The following is a 16,722-nucleotide window of genomic DNA, read 5'->3' as shown; positions in this document are numbered from 1 at the left end:
AAACCTCCGCATGTCTATGCGGAGAACGGTATCAGCACGCGCTCACCGATCGCAAGATCATGCAGTGCGGTGTATGGCCAATCACGCGTTAGGGCGACGCCGGCGGATCAACACGCCGGCGCCGATGCCGATCAGGACGGCGAGGGCGAAGCCGGACACCCAGGCACCGACGTTGTGCATCGGCATCCGGTAGGCCAGGCGCACCGTGTGGGCGCCCTGCGGCACGGCGACCGCCACCATCCCGTTGTCGGCCGGCACCAGCGCGGCCGGCGCCCCGTCGACGGTTGCCGCCCAGCCGTTCTGCAACGCGTCGGCGACGACCAGATAGCCGGCGCCCTGGGCGTCGACCCGAACCGCGATGTCGTCGGTGCCGTCGTCGGTCACGTCGACCGCGGCCGGCCGGCCCGCCGGCGGCACCGGCGGCGCGCTGTCGAGCACCACCTCGTCGGGCCGCAGGCTGGTGCCGGTCAGAGCGGACATCCGGGACCGCCCGTCGGATCCCACGTAGGCCTCGCTGGCCCAGCGGATCCGGGGCAGCGCGGTGGTGCGCTCCCAGACGACCGAGTTTCCGGCGTACGCGATCCGCAGCCCGTCGGCCGCGGCACCGACGACCGACACGGCCGGCCGGCCACCGAGGGCGGCGATCGTGACCGGCTCGTTGACGCTGACCACCGCGACGGTCGGGGTCCCGGCCGGGATGCCGTCGCCGGCGACCGCGACCCAGGTGGGCTGCCCGGTACGGATCTCCAACGCCAGCCGGCTGCCCTTGGCGAGTTCGTGGCCCCCGCGGTCACGCACGCTGACATCGATCCGCGCCGTCTTCGGCACCTCGGCCGGCAGGGTCACCCCGACGCCGCGGATCGGGCCCGCGACCGGCACCTCCACGGTCTGCGGCTGACCCGGCCGCAGCGCGATCGTCGACCCGTCGACGGCGGCGAGCCGCTCGGGGCCGAAGATCGTCGCCTGCGGTGGGGTGACGAAGTAACGCACCGACAGCCGGTCGAGGACCGGGCTGCTCACCATCTGCTGGGTGGCCGGCAGGCGCAGCAACGTGGTGCCGAACATCTCGCCCGGCAGCCCGGAGACGGTCTGCGCGAACCGCTTGTCGAAGAATGTCTCCCCGGTCAGCGAGCGCAGCCCGGCGGCGCTGTCGGCGCCCGGGTACATGCCGCCCTCGGCGGAGGCGAGCCGGTCGTGGCCGAGGTTGGCGGCCAGGTAGCGGTGCACGTCGGTCTGTGGATACCAGGTGTCGCGGTCGACCCGCGGCCAGTAGGCGTAGACCGTGAACAGCGCCTGGACCAGGACCAGCACCGGCACCGCAACGGCCGCCGCCGCGGTCAGCCGCCGCCGGGCGGCCGGTCGCCAGAGCAGCCGCAGGGCGAGCACGGTGACCGCGATGATGGCCAGCCCGGCCGCGCAGCGCACCGCGAACGCGACGATCCGCACGCCGCTGTCCGGTTGCGAGACCACCCGCCAACCGTCGACGAGGGTGAACACGAGCGTGACCACGCCCACCGCGCCGACGCCCACGGCCCAGCGGCGGTGCGGCGCGGGCAGCGCGACGGCCTTGGCCTTGCGCAGGGCGATCTCGAAGCCGACCGCGATCAACACGGCGACGAGGAAGCCGAGGATGCTGCGGGCCCGGCCGACGAAGTTGTCGGCGAACAGGATCGGCAGTTTCTGCATGACCGCCAGCGGCAGGCCGCCGACGTAGATCAGCGCACCCCAGGCCACCGCGGCGGCCACCGTGTAGGTCCAGACGCCACGGGGCAGGAACGACCGGGCGGCGGCGGGCAGCGCGACGGCCACGAAGAACAGCACCAGGCCCGCGGCGCCCACGTAGGACAGGGCCTCGACGGCGTTGTGCTGGAGCGCGAAGTGGTTGACCCGGCCGAGCGACCAGGGCGCCCACGACGTGACCAGCGCGGCCGGTTCGAGGTGGTCGGCGCCGGTCTGGCCGCGATAGCTGAGCTTGGCGTTCTCCATCGAGGCCACGAACGGCACGAGCTGGATCGCGGTGATCATGACGGCGCCGACCACCGCGCCGGCACCGGCGAGGATCGGCGCGACGGCCCGGCCCCGGGCCAGTGCCCGCACGACCAGATAGCCGCCGGCGGTCAGCACGGTGTAGCCGGTCACCGCCGGGAAGCCACCGAACAACATGCAGGCCAGCGCGACGGCGAGCAGGGCGCCGTCGCGGATCCGGCGTTCGGTGACCAGCCGCTCGGTGGCCCAGAACACCGCCGGGATGAACGCGGCGACCCGGGTCTGCGGCCAGTTGGTCCAGACGATCATGAACCCGCTGGTCACGAAGGCCAGCCCGCCGAGCAGGGCCGCGGCCTTGCCGAGCCGGAGCCGGCGCAGGAACAGGTAGCTGCCGCCGGCGGCGACCAGGATCTCCAGCAGCTTGACGAACGCCGGCGCCATCGACGCCGGCAGCAGGTAGTAGGGCAGCGTGAGCGGCGAGAGGACGGCGTAGTTGGGCACCGCGCCGAGCACGCCGCCGCCACCGACGTAGGGGTTCCACGCGGCCAGGTGGCCCGCCTTGAGCTGCTCGGCGAACAACGACGTGCCGGGCAGCACCGAGGCGACGATGTCGTTGGCGATGTAGCTCGTGACGCTCGGCTGCGACAGGCCGGCGCCGGCGTAGGGGCTGCTGGCCACCAGCAGGTCGGTGTTGGCGAAGGTGGTCAGGCCGAGCAGCGGGGTGCCGATGCCGACCAACGCGAAGAGCACGACCGCGGCCAGCGCGACCCGGTCGACGAGCCGGCCCAGCCGAGCGGCCGGTGGTGCACCGGCCTCGGCTGACTCGCGGACTTCCTCGGTTGACGTGGTCAACGCAGCCGGTCGCATGGAATGTGCACCTGCCCGTAAGGAGCCCCGCGTGGACCCGACAACAATATCGCCTCAAACGCGGAGGGATCGGCCCGGCACCCGCTCCGTCCGGCGTCGACCTGGGCCGACCAGCTCGGCGTCAATGGCGTACGCGTCTGGTGGTCGACCCGGTAGTTGGCGATCGAGGTCACCGCGAGCAACGCGCCGACGGCCGCCAGGGGTGCCCACCCGGCCAACCGGGCGCCCGCCCGCGGCTTCAGCAGCGCGACGACCGCGACGACGATCAGCATCGACGGCGCGACCAGGTAGCGGTTGGGCACCCGGCCCAACACGATCAGCTCGGCGCTGTAGAGGCCGACGGCGTGCAGCAGCGCCAGCGCGGCGAGCGGGATCGACGGGCCCTCGGCCGGCGACCGCCGGAACCGCAGCAGCGCGACGACTCCGGCGGCGAGCAGCGGCACCAGGGCAGCCGCGATCAGCCACGGATGGTTTGGCACGGCGGCGACCGGGTGTGCGATCCACCGCTCGCCGAAGAACGACTGCGGCAGCAACCGTTCGAACACCGACTTGCCGATCCACGTCAGGTCCAGGCGGGTCCCGCCGATGTCACCCCGGTCGGCCTTGCCGGAGGCGAGCGCGACGAGTTGGATCGCGATGGCACCGACCAGCGTCGCGGCGGTGGCGATGCCGGACCGGTCGCGGCGGACGGCGGCCCGCACCAGCGCCAGCGGAACGAACACGACGGCAAGGGTGGTGGTCAGGGCGATCAGCCCGGCCGCGACCGGCGCGCCGATCCGGCCGAACCGGCCGCGCGGGACCGCCAGCAGGATCCAGAACAGCGCGTAGAGCATCGGGAACTGGAGCGTGGCGTTGTTGTTGACGGCCTCGCCGTTGGCGACCCACTGGAGCACGACCGGCGCGGCCACGAACAGCCGCAGCGCGCGGTGCGGCAGGAAGCCGGCGGAGCACTGGTAGACGATCGCGGCGAGGCCGAGCGTGCTGCCGACCGCCAGCAGGGTGTTGACCACCGCCCACCACGAGACCGGGAAGGTGGTCACCACCTCGGCCACCAATCGGTTGTAGACACCGAAGTAGCCGTTGAGGGTGTTGGTGATCGCATCGACGACCGACCGGTTGGCCGCGTCGTTGAGGAAGTTGGCACCGTCTTCGGCCCAGACCGTGTCCCAGGCACCCACGCCCGGGGTGCGCCAGGCCAGGTAGAGGCCACCGCCGAGAAGGACGGCGAGCCAGACCGGCCAGTGCCGAGGGTCGGCGGCCGTGGCCGGCTCGGGGAAGAGCGTCGCCGCGAACCGCCGCGGTGCCCGCACCGGAGGCTCCTGCGGCCCGCTGACCCGTTGGTCGACGGTCACAGCGCCGGACCATACGCGAATCGGGCGCGGCGCGCGGACCCGGGCTCCTCGCCGATCGAAGGTCATCCACGGCCACTACAGTTTCCCGAATGGCGACCGACCTATCCGGCGACGAGCTGGCCAAGCTCTATGACGACCGCTTCGACGCCGTCGAACTGGAGAGCAAACGGGTGCTCTGGGAGGCACTCTGCCGCGGCTTCTTCGACCGCTACGTCGGTCCCGACGACACGGTCGTCGATCTCGCCGCGGGCACCTGCGAGTTCAGCAACGCGATCCGCGCCAAGCGGAAGATCGCGGTCGACCTCAATCCCGACACCCCGAAGTTCGCCGTCGACGCCGACGTGGTGGTCGCGCCGAGCGACGACATGCCGCAGATTGGCGACGGCAGCGTCGACGTCGTGTTCACCTCCAACTTCTTCGAGCACCTGCCCGACAAGCGTGCGCTGCTGCGCACCCTCGGCGAGACCCGGCGGATCCTGCGGCCGGGCGGCCGGCTCCTGGTGCTGATGCCCAACCTGCGGTTCGTCGGCCAGCGCTACTGGGACTATTTCGACCATCACCTGCCGCTGACGCACGTGAGCCTGGTCGAGGGGCTGCGGCTGGCCGGCTTCGAGGTCGACGAGGTGATCCCCCGCTTCCTGCCCTACACCGTGAAGGACTCGCCGGTGCCGGTGCGCCCGGCGTTCGTCCGCGCCTACCTGCGGCTGCGGCCGGCCTGGCGGGTGCTCGGCCGGCAGATGTTCGTGGTCGCCCGCCGGCCCGACTGACCTGGCTACCAGGCCTCGATCCGCACCGCGGGCTCCGGCCCGGACGGCGTCGACCGCGCGGTCAACGTCGCGAGTTCGGCCTTCCAGGCCACCTTCTCTTCGCCGGACTGGTGGGAACGGATCAGCCAGACGACCGCGCCGGGGCCCGACTTCGCGGCCAACCCGGTCGCCTCGAGCAGGCCGGCGTGGATCGCGGCCGGGTCGCGCCCCGGGCTCACCACGATCGCGGGGTCGGCGTAGGTCGGCTGCCAGCCCACCGCGGTGGCGGGGTCGGGCCGGTGTCCGGGTCGTTCCGGCCAGTAGTCCGCGAACCCGAACGCCGCCGAGCCGCTGACCAACACGACGTCGCCCGGGTGCCGATGGGCCCAGACGTAGGCGGCCGGGTCGCGCACGTCTTCGGTCAGCGCCGGACTGCGCGTGCCGAGCGCCGGGTCGGTGCCGCCGAAGCGCAACCAGTCGGCGGTCGCCCAGACGTAGCCGCCGAGCACCGCGGCGGCCAGGACGGCGGCGACGACCGCCCCGCCGGCCCGGGATCGGCGGGCGAGCAGGCCGCCGGCCGCCGTGGCGAGGCCGGCGACACCGAGGGTCGCGAAGGCGGTCAGGCAGACCAGCAGGAAGTGTGAGGTGCGCAGGTCGAGCAGCGGGTACTGGTGGGCCAACCCGGCCAGCACGGCCGCGGGAAGCAGGAAGGCGGCACCACAGGCCAGCGCCGGGCGGCCCAACCGGGCGACGGTGACCACGCCGGCGGCGGCCAGCAGGAGCAGCACCGGCCAGGGGACGCCGAGGTAGGGCCGCAGGTCGGTCAGCCGGTCGCCGAGGAAGCCGGGCAGGTGACCGACCGACGGGAAGAAGTCCTGCCAATAGCTGTCCATGGCGCCGTTGTTGCCGCGGCGGTCCAGCCCGGCGTAGCCGGCGACGAACACGGCCAGCATCAGCGCACCGGTGACCGCGACCTCGACCGCCTGCCGCCGTAGCCCGCGGGCCAGCGCGGCGACCAGCAGACCGCCGACCACACAGCCGCCCACCAGGACGGTCGTGTGGCTGACCAGCATCCCGGCGCTCGCCGTCGCCAGCAGCAGGGCGAGCCGCTGCCGCGGATAGCCACCGGCCTCGACCAGTCCCGCGACGACCAGCAGGAGCAGCGCGACCGCCGCGTCCGCGGTGTATTGCTTGAGGTCGTGGCGCACCTGTTGGGCGGGAAGCAGGGCGACGGCGAGGCCGGTGACCAGGCCGGCGCCGATCCGGTGGGCCCGCGACGGCCAGCGCACCACCGCCGCCAGCGCGTAGCCGGCCAGCACCGAGAGCACCAGGAAGGCGATCGGCAGCAGTCGCAGTCGGTCGAAACCGGGCACGAGGCGCAACAGCGCGGTCCAGCCGAGCGGTGTCGAACTGGTGACCACCGGCAGGTCGCTGATCGGGAACCGGACCGAGGCGGCCACCCACGCCTCGTCGAGCCAGTAGGGCGGCCGCAGGGCCGCCGGCACGTCGTGGATGGCCAGCGTGGCGGCGACCAGCGCGAGCGGCGCCAGCGCTTCGAGCAGCCGGAGCCGAACCCGCCCGAACCGGTCCTGGGTTGCGGCAGTCACGCGCCGAGGTTAGTCAGGCTCACAACCGGCCGTCGTGCACGGCCTGGGTCACCCAGGGGATGACCTCGTCGAGCATCGTGTCGAGGCTCGTCGTGGCTTCGAATCCGAGGACCTCGCGGGCCTTGGTGACGTCGGGGACCCGCTTCTGCACGTCGTACTCGAAGGGGTCGTCGGAAATGATCTGGAAGGGCACGTCGGGGCCCTTGATCTTGCGCCAGATCACCTCGGCCAGGGCGAGCACGGTGGTCGACTCGGCGGTCGACAGGTTGAAGTCGTTGTTGGTGGCGGCCTCGTGCTCCATCGCGACGACGATGCCGCGGGCCAGGTCACCGCCGTAGGTGTAGTGCCGGACCTGGTCGCCGGAGCCGAGGATGTGCAGCGGGTCCTGGCCCTTGACGATCTTCTGCACCAGGTCGGGAACGACGTGCGACATGGCCAGCTTCACATTGCCGGAGAGCACCTCGGCCTCGCCGAGGGCGCGGCCCTCACCGACGCCGACACAGTTGAACGGCCGCACGATCGTGTAGGGCAGGTGGTATTGGTCCCAGGCGGCCTTTGCGTAATATTCCACGGCCAGCTTCTGGAAACCGTAGGACGACAGCGGCGGCGGCACGTTGCGCTCGTCGCCCTCCTTGCTCGGCCAGGTCGTCGTCGACTCGAACACCATCGACGACGACATGTAGGTGACCTTCTTGAGCTTGCCGTCGCGGTGGGCCGCGATCGCCGCGTCACACGAGGCCGCCATGATCCGCTCGTTGGTGGCCAGCAGGTCGTAGGCGTAGGCGTGGAAGTAGGAGATCCCGCCGATCATCGCGGCACCGGCGATGAAATGGTCGCAGTCGGCGAGCAGCTTGGTCACCAGGTCGACGTCGCGCGCGTCGCCCTCGACGAAGTGGTAGCGCGGGTGGTCGTCGTAGCTGTGCGACACCGGGCCGTACTTCGAGAAGTTGTCGAGGCCGACCACCTCGTGACCGCGGCCGAGCAGCTCCTCGACCACATATCCGCCGATGAACCCGGCCGAACCGGTAACCAGGACCTTTGCCACTGCTCTCCTATCGGGTTTTCTGGAAGTCAGCTTGTGCCGGGACGCGTTGGGCCGGGACCTTGGCGGCGAGCCGCTCCGGGGACAGCCGGCGGCCGTAGGTGAAGAAATACCAGCGCAGGTAGCCGGGCAAGAACCGGCCCAGGTCGAAGCGGGACTCGCCGAGCTGGCGGTCGAGCCAGATCGTCGGGATCTCGGCGACCGGCCGGCGCAGCCGGGTGGCCTTCGCGGTCAGCTCCAGGCCGATCTCGAACCCGGTGCGCGACTCGATGCCGACCTCGCGGACGAACGCCGTGTCGTAGGCCTTGAAGCTGTTGGTCGCGTCGCGGGTGCCGGCCCGGGCGAACAGGTGCAGGGTGCGCCCGGCCCACTTCGACATCATCCGCTTGAGCCGCGGCCCACCGACCTGCTGGCCGCCGGGCATGTAGCGGGACGCAGCCGCGACGACCACGCCGCGGTCGACCAGCCGGGCCAGCTCGTCGATCTGCCGTGGGTCGTCACAGCCGTCGGCCATGGTGACCACCACGACGGGCGCCTGCGCCGCGTCGATGCCGAACCGGATCGCGTTGGCCGGGCCGCGGCCGTAGGTGTTGAGCACGGTGCGGACCCGCGGGTCGAGCCGGCCGACCGCCTGCGCGAACGGCACGGTCGTGTCGTCGGGCATGTCGTGCACCACGAGCACCTCGGCGGGCAGCAGCACCTCGCGCAGGATCCGGTCGAGGCAACGGGTGATGGTGTCGCCCTCGTTGTAGACCGGGATGACGACAGTCACGCGGGGCGTCATACCCGCACGCCCTGCCCCGTCAGCCCCCACATGTCGACCACCGGCAGGTCGGTGTCGAGCGCGGCGTATTCGGCGTGTGGCGACGCGATGACCAGCAGGTCGGCCCGTTTGAGCACCTCGTCGAGCGGGGTGAACCGGTCGTCGACGATGTGCGGGTCGGTGCACAGCGTCTCGCGGGTCTTCAGCGTCAGGATCTTGCGTAGCTTGTAGGCCAGGCTCTCCCGCGGGTCGTCGCTGCCGCCCTTGAACGCCATGCCCAGGATGCCGACGGTCAGCTCGCCGAGGTTGAAGCGCTCCTCCAGGCGGGAGACCAGGTAGAGCGGCAGCCCCTCGTTGATCAGCATCGCCGAGTGGCCGAGCACGAAGTTGTTGCGGTTGAACGCGGCGAGCTGCATCGTGTCCTTGAATAGGCACGGCCCCGCCGCGAAGCCCGGCATCGGGATGTCGGCCGCACGCGGATAGTCGAACGCGATCGCGTGCCGGATCCGCGCGAAGTCGAGCCCGAAGTCATTGGCCATCATCCAGAACTGGTTGGCCGTCGCGAACTTGATGTAGCGCCAGGTGTTGGTGAACAGCTTCGCCAGCTCGGCCTCTTCGGGCTCGAGCGGCACGATCCGGGTGGTCAGCCGGCGGAACAGCGCCTCGGCCCGGGCCAGCGCGACCGGGGTGCGGGCGGCGACGATCTGCGGCAGCTCGAACAGCTCCGTCATCGCCTTGCCCTCGGCGATCCGCTCGGGGCAGAACGCCACGTCGACGCCGAGCCCCTTGCTGGCCAGCAGCTTCTCGGTCAGCGCGGTGACACCGGGGTAGACCGTGCTGCGCAGCACCACGAGCTGGCCGTCGCGCAGGTGCTCGGCGCAGCGCTCCAGCGCCCGCGGCACCGCGTCGAGGTCGGGGTTGAGGTGCTCGTCGACCGGGGTGCCGACGACCACCACCAGGTTTTCCGCCGAGCCGACGCTGGCCGGGTCGGTGGTCGCGCGCAGGCGCCCGGCCTCGACCACGTCGGTCAGCACGCCGGCGGCGCCTTCCTCGGCGAACGGCAACGTGCCGGAGTTGACCACGTCGACGGCGTCGGCGTTGATGTCGTAGAGCACAACGGACAGACCACGGGACGCGAGCGCGATGCCGAGCGGCAGGCCGACCCGGCCGCATCCACCGACGACACAAACGTCTACATCGAACTCATTGGCAGAAGCCACGTGATCTCCCGTGAGTGTTGTGGACGATGGCACGCCATTCGGATCGACAACCAACGCAGGCTAGCCGAACGTGAGAGGGCGGTCCAATCCCTCTTTCGTGCCGGAGCCGCAGACACGCAACGGCCGCCGGGACACGTGGTCCCGGCGGCCGTTGCGACTAACGGAAGAAGCGGTCAGGCGCCGCGCAGCGTGGCGCCGAACCGGTTGGCCGCCTCGGCGACCGCCGCGTCGCGGGCCGCGACCGCTTCCTCGACGGTCAGCGTGCGGTCGGGCGCGCGGAAGGTCAGCTTGTAGGCCAACGACTTGCGCCCGGCACCGAGCTGCTCGGAGGCGTAGACGTCGAACAGGCGCACCGACTCGAGCAACTCGCCCGCGCCCTCGGCGATCGCCTGCTGCACGTCGGCGGCCGGCACGCCGTCGCCGACGACGAGCGCGACGTCGATCAGGGCCGGCGGGAAGCCGGAGACCCGCGGCGCCGGTGCGACCGGAGCCGCCGGGACCGCGTCGAGGTCGAGCTCCACCGCGGCGGTGCGCTTGGGCAGGTCGAGCGCGGTCACCACGGCCGGGTGCAGCTCACCGGCCCAGCCGACCACCACGTCGTCGACCGCGATCTCGGCACACCGGCCGGGGTGCCAGGGCGCCACCGCGGCCGACCGCACGGTCACCCGGGCGGCCGGGATGCCGGCGGTGTCGAGCACCGTGCGGGCCGACTCGACCGCGTCGGACCAGCTCGCCGGGCGGCCGCCGCCCCACCAGCCGGTCGGTTCGGCCTCGCCGGCCAGCACCACGGCGACGTGCCACGGCTGCTCGGGCACCACCGCGTCGGCGGCGGCGAAGACCGAGTCGGCCGGCCGGTCGTCGACGCCCATGACGGGCGGCGCGCCGGCGCCGGTGCGGGCCTGGAACACCACGCCGACCTCGTAGAGCGCGAGGTCGCGGGCGCCCCGGCCGACGTTGCGGCGCAGCGTGGCCAGCAGCGGCGGCAGCAGCGTCGTGCGCAGGTAGGGCTCTTCGTCGGAGAGCGGGTTGGCCAGCCGCACCAGGGCCCGCCGCGGGTCGTCGTCGGGGATGCCGAGCGCGTCGAGCGCGGCCGTGCCCACGAACGGGTAGGACAGCACCTCGACGTGGCCGGTCTCGGCCAGCGCGCGGGCCACCGAGCGGCGCCGGCGCTGCGCGTCGGTCAGGCCGCGACCGGCGGGTGCGAGCGGCAGCCGCCCCGGCACCTTGTCGTAGCCGTCGAGCCGGACCACCTCTTCGACCAGGTCGGCCGGGTCGGTGAGGTCGGGCCGCCAGGTCGGCGGCACGGCGGACACCCGGTCGCCGTCGAGGGTGACCGTGCAGCCGACGGCTTCGAGCAGGGCGACCACCCGGGCCGGCTCGTAGGCGACGCCGACGCGGCGGGTGGGCAGGTCGACGGCCATCTCGACCGGCCTGGCCGGCTGGACCGCGTTGATGTCGAGGATCTCGTCGCCGACCGTGCCGCCGCCGTAGGTGGTCATCAGGTCGACGGCCCGGGCGAGCGCGACCAGCGGCAGCGCCGGGTCGACGCCGCGTTCCCAGCGCTTGGCCGCCTCGCTGAACAGCTTGTGCCGGCGGGCGGTGCGGCCGACCATCACCGGGTCCCAGTGCGCCGCCTCGAAGAGCACGTCGGTGGTGCCCGGGTGCACCTCGCTGGTCTCGCCGCCCATGACCGCCGCCAGCGAGATCGGGCCGGTGTCGTCGCAGATGACCATGTCTTCGGCGTCGAGCGTGCGGGCGATGCCGTCGAGCGTCGTCAGCTTCTCGCCCGGCGTGGCCCGGCGGACCACCAGCGGGCCGCGCACGCGGTCGAGGTCGAACGCGTGCATCGGCTGGCCGAACTCGAGCATCAGGTAGTTGGTGATGTCGACCGGCAGCGAGATCGTGCGGATGCCGGCCTGGGTGAGCCGGCGGACGATGAACGCGGGCGTCGCCGCGGCCGGGTCGACGCCGCGGACCGCGCGGCCGGCGAACCGGTCACAGCCGACCGGGTCGCGCACGTCGACCGGGTAGGCCGGCTCGGCGGTCGCGCCGGGCGCCGGCACCAGGGCCGGGTCACGGAACGGAACGCCGACGGCCAGCGCCAGCTCGCTGGCGATGCCGCGGACCGACATCGCGTACCCCCGGTCGGGGGTGATCTCGACCTCGACCACGACGTCGTCGAGCCCGACCAGCGGGCGCGCGTCGTCGCCGGGCGCCGCGGCGGTGTCGGCCGGCAGCACGATGATGCCGTCGTGGTCGTCGCCGAGCCCCAGCTCGCGGGCCGAGGTGATCATGCCGGCCGACATGTGGCCGTAGGTCTTGCGGGCGCCGATCTCGAAGCCGCCGGGCAGCACGCCGCCGGGCAGGATCACCACGACCAGGTCGCCGGGCGCGAAGTTGCTGGCGCCACAGACGATCTCCTGCGGCGCGCCGGTGCCGTTGGCCTGGCCCACGTCGACCGTGCAGAACCGGATCGGCTTCTTGAAGCCGGTCAGCTCCTCGACGGTCAGCACCCGGCCGACCACCAGCCCGCCGGTCACCGACCGGCGGAGGTCGACAATGGACTCGACCTCGATGCCCAGCCCGACCAGGGCCCGCTCGATGTCGTCGGCGGAGATGTCGGCCGGCAGGTCGACGTGTTCGCGCAGCCAGGACAGTCCGACCCGCATCTAGAGCTCCATCCCGAATGCGCGCGTGAAGCGCACGTCACCCTCGACCATGTCGCGCATGTCGCTGATCCCGTGCCGGAACATCAGCGACCGTTCGATGCCCATCCCGAACGCGAACCCGCTGAACTCCTCCGGGTCGATGCCGCAGGCGCGCAGCACCCGCGGGTTGACCATGCCGCAGCCGCCCCACTCGACCCACTGTGGACCGTCGCGGTGCTCCGGGAACCAGATGTCGAACTCGGCCGACGGCTCGGTGAACGGGAAGTAGTGCGGGCGGAACCGGGTGCGCGCGTCGGGCCCGAACATCGCCCGGGCGAAATGGTCGAGCGTGCCGCGCAGGTGGGCCATCGTGATGCCACGGTCGACGACCAGACCCTCGACCTGGTGGAAGACCGGCGTGTGGGTCGCATCGAGCTCGTCGGTGCGGTAGACCCGGCCGGGCGCGATCACGTAGATCGGCGGCGTGCGGGTCAGCATCGCCCGCGCCTGCACGGGGCTCGTGTGGGTTCGTAAAACCAACCCACTGCCCTCGGGTGCGATGTGGAACGTGTCCATCAGACCACGGGCCGGGTGGTCCGGCGGGATGTTGAGCGCGTCGAAGTTGGTCCACTCGAGCTCGGCCTCGGGACCCTCGGCGATCTCGTAGCCCATGCCGACGAACAGGTCGCCGATCCGCTCCATCAGCGTGCTCAGCGGGTGCCGGGCGCCGCGCGGCCGGCGGCCCCACGGAAGCGTGACGTCGACCCGCTCCTCGGCCAGCACCCGCTGCTCCTGCTCGGCGGCGAGCGCCGCGGAGCGGGCGTCGAACAGGTCCTGGATCTGCCGCCGGGCCTCGTTGACCCGCTTGCCGGCGTCGGACTTGGCGGCCGGCGGCAGCGCGCCGATCTCGCGCCGGGCCAGCGACACCGCCGCCCGGTCACCCAGGTGCAGGTGGCGCAGCTGGGTCAGCGCGTCGGGATCGGCGGCCCCGGCGAACGCCTTGTCGGCCTCGGCGACCGCCGCGTCGAGCGCGGCGGGATCGAGGTAGGCGACCTGCTTAGGGTCGTAGGGGTCGTTGCGGTAGGACATGACTCTCCCTCGGCGGGACAACCTCGCAAGTCTACGGGCGGGTGGGTGCCGGCCGGCGCAGGGCTCGGGCGCTGGCGTAGAGGCAGACGGCGGCCGCCGCGGCCAGGTTGAGGCTCTCCGCGCGGCCGTGCAGCGGCACCCGGACCCGGTGGTCGGCGGCGGCCAGCAACGGCTCCGGCAGGCCGTGCGCCTCGGAGCCGAACAGCCAGGCGGTGGGCCCGGCGAGGCCACCGGTGTCGGCGAGGTCGTCGAGGTCGGTGTCGCCGTAGCCGGTCGCCGCGAGCACCGTCAGGCCGCCGCGCTTGAGGCTGGCGACGACCGCTTCCGGATCGCCGTCGCGGACGACGTCCGGGTGGAACACGCTGCCCGCGCTGGCCCGGACACATTTCCCGTTGTACGGGTCGACGGCGTCACCGGCGAACACCACCGCACCGGCGCCGGCCGCGTCAGCGGTGCGCAGGATCGTGCCGGCGTTGCCCGGGTCACGGATCTCGGCGAGCACGGCCACCAGGCGCGGCCGTTTCGCGAGGGCGTCGGCGAGGCTGACGCCGGGCTGGTGGCAGACCGCGACCAGCCCCTGTGGCGCGACGGTCTCGGCGAGCGCGGCGATCGCGCCGTCGGTGACGAGCGTGGCGTCTTCGGTGAGCTCGGGATGCCGGCCGGTCGCTTCTTCAGTGGCGAAGAGCTCCTTGACCGCGCCGGCGGCCAGTGCCTCGCGCACCGCCTGCGGGCCCTCGGCGAGGAACAGGCCGGACTCGTCGCGCTCCCGGCGACGTTGCAGACGCCGGGCAGCAATGACCCGGGGTGTCCGCTCAGTGAACGGAGCTACCCCGGGTCGCTGGTGCTGTTGCGACAACCGCTCGGCTTCAGGCGGCCTTGGCCGGGGCGCCACCGGTGCCCTCGGCTGCGACGGCGGCCTTGGCGACCTCGACGATCGCCGCGAAGGCGGCCTCGTCGTGGACGGCCAGGTCGGCCAGGATCTTGCGGTCGACCTCGATCCCGGACAGCTTGAGGCCCTGGATCAGCCGGTTGTAGGTCATGCCGTTCGCGCGGGACGCCGCGTTGATCCGGGTGATCCACAGCTGGCGGAAGTCACCCTTGCGGTCGCGCCGGTCGCGGTAGGCGTACTGCATCGAGTGCAGCATCTGCTCCTTGGCCTTGCGGTAAAGCCGGGAGCGCTGGCCGCGGTATCCACTCGCGCTTTCGAGGACTGTGCGGCGCTTCTTCTGGGCGTTCGCCGCCCGCTTGACGCGTGCCATCGATTGTTCTCCTTCGGTCGGTGGCGCGCGTCAGCGCCCGAGCAGCTTCTTGATGCGCTTGGTGTCGGCCTTCGAAATCTCTTCGGTGCCGGACAGCCGACGGGTGCGGGTCGAGGACTTGCCCTCGAGCTTGTGCCGCTTACCGGCGGGCTCGTGCACGATCTTGCCGCCGCCGGTGACACGGACGCGCTTGCCCGTACCGGTGTGGCTCTTCATCTTCGGCATCTTGTTACGTCTTCTCCCCTGTTACTCGCCGGGATTTCCGGCGGGCCCGGCCGTGGTGGCCTCGGCGGCCTCGTTCTCTTCAGCGCGCTGTTCGCGCGCCGAGGGCGCCTTGGTGTTCGCGGCCACTGCCGCGGCCTTGGTGGCCCGATGCGGGGCCAACACCATGATCATGTTGCGGCCGTCCTGCTTGGGGGCGGCTTCGACATATCCCAGTTCCGAGATCTCCGACTCGAGCCGGCGCAGCAGGCGGTAGCCAAGCTCCGGACGGCTCTGCTCGCGACCACGGAACATGATCGTGACTTTGACTTTGTCTCCGGCCTTGAGGAACCGCACCACGTGACCCTTTTTGGTCTCGTAGTCGTGCGGGTCGATCTTCGGGCGGAGCTTCATTTCCTTGATGACCGTCTGTTGCTGGTTTCGCCGTGCTTCGCGTGCCTTCAGTGCGCTCTCGTACTTGAACTTGCCGAAGTCCATGAGCTTGCACACCGGCGGGCGCGCCATCGGCGCAACCTCGACCAGGTCCAGGTCTACATCCGCCGCCAGCTGAAGTGCGCGCTCCAGCGGGACGATGCCCACCTGCTCGCCTTCAGGACCGACCAGTCGGACCTCTCGTGCCCGGATCTGCTCGTTGACGCGTGGTTCGACGCTGATGAGGCCTCCTCGTTGCCATGCCTGTTGCTGCGGTCGCAGCCTGTGCGCCAACCGAGGAGAAGCAGAAGGCCCCGGCGCATGCCAGGGCCCGCTCGACCGGCCGGCACGCTCACGCGTGCGCTCCCGGACCAGAACCCATAGGCTCTGTTTCCGGTGACCGGACCCGGCGCTCTTGATCGAGGCTCGGGTGGGAGCAGGCGCTCCGCTTCACCGCCACCCACGCGCGAACGCGCGGACAGCATGGTCGACGACCACAACGTTACCAGGTCGGGCGCCACCCCGCGAAACGGGCACGGCTCACACCGGTGCCGGAGGGTCACCCTCCGGCCGCGGCCCCTCGCCTGGCGCCGCCGGCGGCGTGACGTGAGCGGCCGGGTCGGGGCAGATCACGAACGGTCCGGGGTACGGCGGCGCCGGCCAGCCAGGCCCACCCGGCCACGGCTGCGGCCCCGATTCGGGGTGGCCGGCGTAGCCGCCTGCGGGTGGGTAACCGGCATAGCCAGCGCCGGGCGCATATCCGGCGTAGCCGGCCAGCGGCGGCACGCCGGCGTAACCGGCCATAGGCGGGTAGCCGGCGTAGCCGGCCGGCCAGGCCGGGGTGGGTGGTCGCGGCACGAAGTAGCGGTGGGCCGGCGGGACCGCGATCAGGATCGCGATCGTGATCACCAGCAGCAGTTCGAGCCCGGTGCCGATGGCGATGCCGCCGAAGAAGGCGTCGTCGAAGGACGTCGTCTGCCCGTAGAGCGTCTCGAGGAACCGCGACTCCTCCCACGGCACGCCGTCCATTGGCACGTCGTCGGGTGCCGCCTCGGAAATGCCGCCGATGAGGAACGGGATGGCCATGAAGCCGGCGGCGCACGGCGCGAGGCAGACCAGCGCGTGGGCGCCCGCGCCGACGAACACCAGGATCCGGGCGACGTTGCGGCCCCGGCGCATCGGCACCGCGGTCACCGCCAGCCAGACCGCCATCAGCAGCAACAGCGCGCCGGGCACGACGGCGCCGTAGAGGTTGCCCGAACGCTCGTCGCTGACCTCGAGCGGATCCGCGTCAGGGACGAGGGCGACGGCACGGGAGATCTGGTCGTCGAAGTAGATCGCGTGCGCCACCAGCACCCCGATCAGGGCGAGCAGCAACCCGACAGCACCGACCTGGAGCCAGAACGCGACGGTCACCGACGCCGGCCGCGGCGGACGCGACAGCCGCGCATCGGCGGTGATCATGGTCATGGCAGGAGAACCTACGGGCCGGCGACAACCGTCGATTCCC

Annotated in this window: 14 protein-coding genes; 1 reads left to right on the top strand and 13 read right to left on the bottom strand. The window is 72.0% G+C overall.

What is annotated here, in order from left to right; all coding sequences use genetic code 11:
- Nucleotides 1–81 precede the first annotated feature (81 nt).
- Both DFJ67_RS23950 and DFJ67_RS23945 read right to left on the bottom strand, forming a co-directional pair.
- Nucleotides 82–2,853 (bottom strand): YfhO family protein, encoded by a 2,772-nt coding sequence (locus DFJ67_RS23950; RefSeq protein ID WP_116070059.1) that lies wholly within the window; start codon nucleotides 2,851–2,853, stop codon nucleotides 82–84.
- Nucleotides 2,835–4,205, bottom strand: a complete 1,371-nt coding sequence (locus DFJ67_RS23945) for a hypothetical protein (protein ID WP_116070058.1) — start codon at nucleotides 4,203–4,205, stop codon at nucleotides 2,835–2,837. Before DFJ67_RS23945 ends, DFJ67_RS23950 begins: the two co-directional genes overlap by 19 nt.
- 89 nt (nucleotides 4,206–4,294) lie before the next feature.
- On the opposite strand from DFJ67_RS23945, the gene DFJ67_RS23940 reads away from it, so the two are divergent.
- The gene (locus tag DFJ67_RS23940; RefSeq protein ID WP_116070057.1) at nucleotides 4,295–4,972 is read left to right on the top strand and encodes a class I SAM-dependent methyltransferase; all 678 of its coding nucleotides are present in this window, start codon (nucleotides 4,295–4,297) and stop codon (nucleotides 4,970–4,972) included.
- 5 nt (nucleotides 4,973–4,977) lie between these two features.
- Here DFJ67_RS23940 and DFJ67_RS23935 read toward each other — a convergent pair whose 3' ends face one another.
- The 11 genes from DFJ67_RS23935 to DFJ67_RS23885 all read right to left on the bottom strand — a co-directional run bounded on the left by DFJ67_RS23935 (nucleotide 4,978) and on the right by DFJ67_RS23885 (nucleotide 16,682).
- Nucleotides 4,978–6,558 (bottom strand): hypothetical protein, encoded by a 1,581-nt coding sequence (locus DFJ67_RS23935; RefSeq protein ID WP_116070056.1) that lies wholly within the window; start codon nucleotides 6,556–6,558, stop codon nucleotides 4,978–4,980.
- 19 nt (nucleotides 6,559–6,577) lie between these two features.
- Nucleotides 6,578–7,603, bottom strand: a complete 1,026-nt coding sequence (locus DFJ67_RS23930; RefSeq protein WP_116070055.1) for an NAD-dependent epimerase/dehydratase family protein — start codon at nucleotides 7,601–7,603, stop codon at nucleotides 6,578–6,580.
- A 7-nt stretch (nucleotides 7,604–7,610) separates the two neighbouring features.
- A complete protein-coding gene (locus DFJ67_RS23925) occupies nucleotides 7,611–8,372 on the bottom strand; it encodes a glycosyltransferase family 2 protein (RefSeq protein ID WP_239097286.1) in 762 nt (253 codons plus the stop codon).
- A gap of 8 nt (nucleotides 8,373–8,380) precedes the next feature.
- Complete coding sequence (locus tag DFJ67_RS23920) at nucleotides 8,381–9,583, bottom strand: nucleotide sugar dehydrogenase (RefSeq protein WP_116070053.1); 1,203 nt, start codon at nucleotides 9,581–9,583, stop codon at nucleotides 8,381–8,383.
- A 173-nt stretch (nucleotides 9,584–9,756) separates the two neighbouring features.
- Complete coding sequence (gene pheT / locus DFJ67_RS23915; RefSeq protein WP_116070052.1) at nucleotides 9,757–12,252, bottom strand: phenylalanine--tRNA ligase subunit beta; 2,496 nt, start codon at nucleotides 12,250–12,252, stop codon at nucleotides 9,757–9,759.
- Nucleotides 12,253–13,320, bottom strand: a complete 1,068-nt coding sequence (pheS, locus tag DFJ67_RS23910; protein ID WP_116070051.1) for a phenylalanine--tRNA ligase subunit alpha — start codon at nucleotides 13,318–13,320, stop codon at nucleotides 12,253–12,255.
- 31 nt (nucleotides 13,321–13,351) lie between these two features.
- Entirely contained in the window at nucleotides 13,352–14,176 is an 825-nt protein-coding gene (locus DFJ67_RS23905; RefSeq protein ID WP_116070050.1) for a TrmH family RNA methyltransferase, read from the bottom strand.
- A gap of 10 nt (nucleotides 14,177–14,186) precedes the next feature.
- The gene (gene rplT / locus DFJ67_RS23900) at nucleotides 14,187–14,579 is read right to left on the bottom strand and encodes a 50S ribosomal protein L20 (protein WP_116070049.1); all 393 of its coding nucleotides are present in this window, start codon (nucleotides 14,577–14,579) and stop codon (nucleotides 14,187–14,189) included.
- A 30-nt stretch (nucleotides 14,580–14,609) separates the two neighbouring features.
- Nucleotides 14,610–14,804 carry a 50S ribosomal protein L35 gene (gene rpmI / locus DFJ67_RS23895; protein ID WP_089255971.1) on the bottom strand — a complete coding sequence of 65 codons (195 nt, stop codon included), beginning with the start codon at nucleotides 14,802–14,804 and terminating at the stop codon, nucleotides 14,610–14,612.
- 21 nt (nucleotides 14,805–14,825) lie between these two features.
- Nucleotides 14,826–15,455: a translation initiation factor IF-3 gene (infC, locus tag DFJ67_RS23890; protein WP_116076594.1), complete on the bottom strand. Its 630-nt coding sequence runs from the start codon at nucleotides 15,453–15,455 to the stop codon at nucleotides 14,826–14,828.
- A 297-nt stretch (nucleotides 15,456–15,752) separates the two neighbouring features.
- The gene (locus tag DFJ67_RS23885) at nucleotides 15,753–16,682 is read right to left on the bottom strand and encodes a hypothetical protein (protein ID WP_116070048.1); all 930 of its coding nucleotides are present in this window, start codon (nucleotides 16,680–16,682) and stop codon (nucleotides 15,753–15,755) included.
- Nucleotides 16,683–16,722 lie beyond the last annotated feature (40 nt).

The sequence above is a fragment of the Asanoa ferruginea genome, from assembly GCF_003387075.1.
Lineage (GTDB): Bacteria > Actinomycetota > Actinomycetes > Mycobacteriales > Micromonosporaceae > Asanoa > Asanoa ferruginea.
This window is presented reverse-complemented; position numbering and strand designations above follow the sequence as displayed.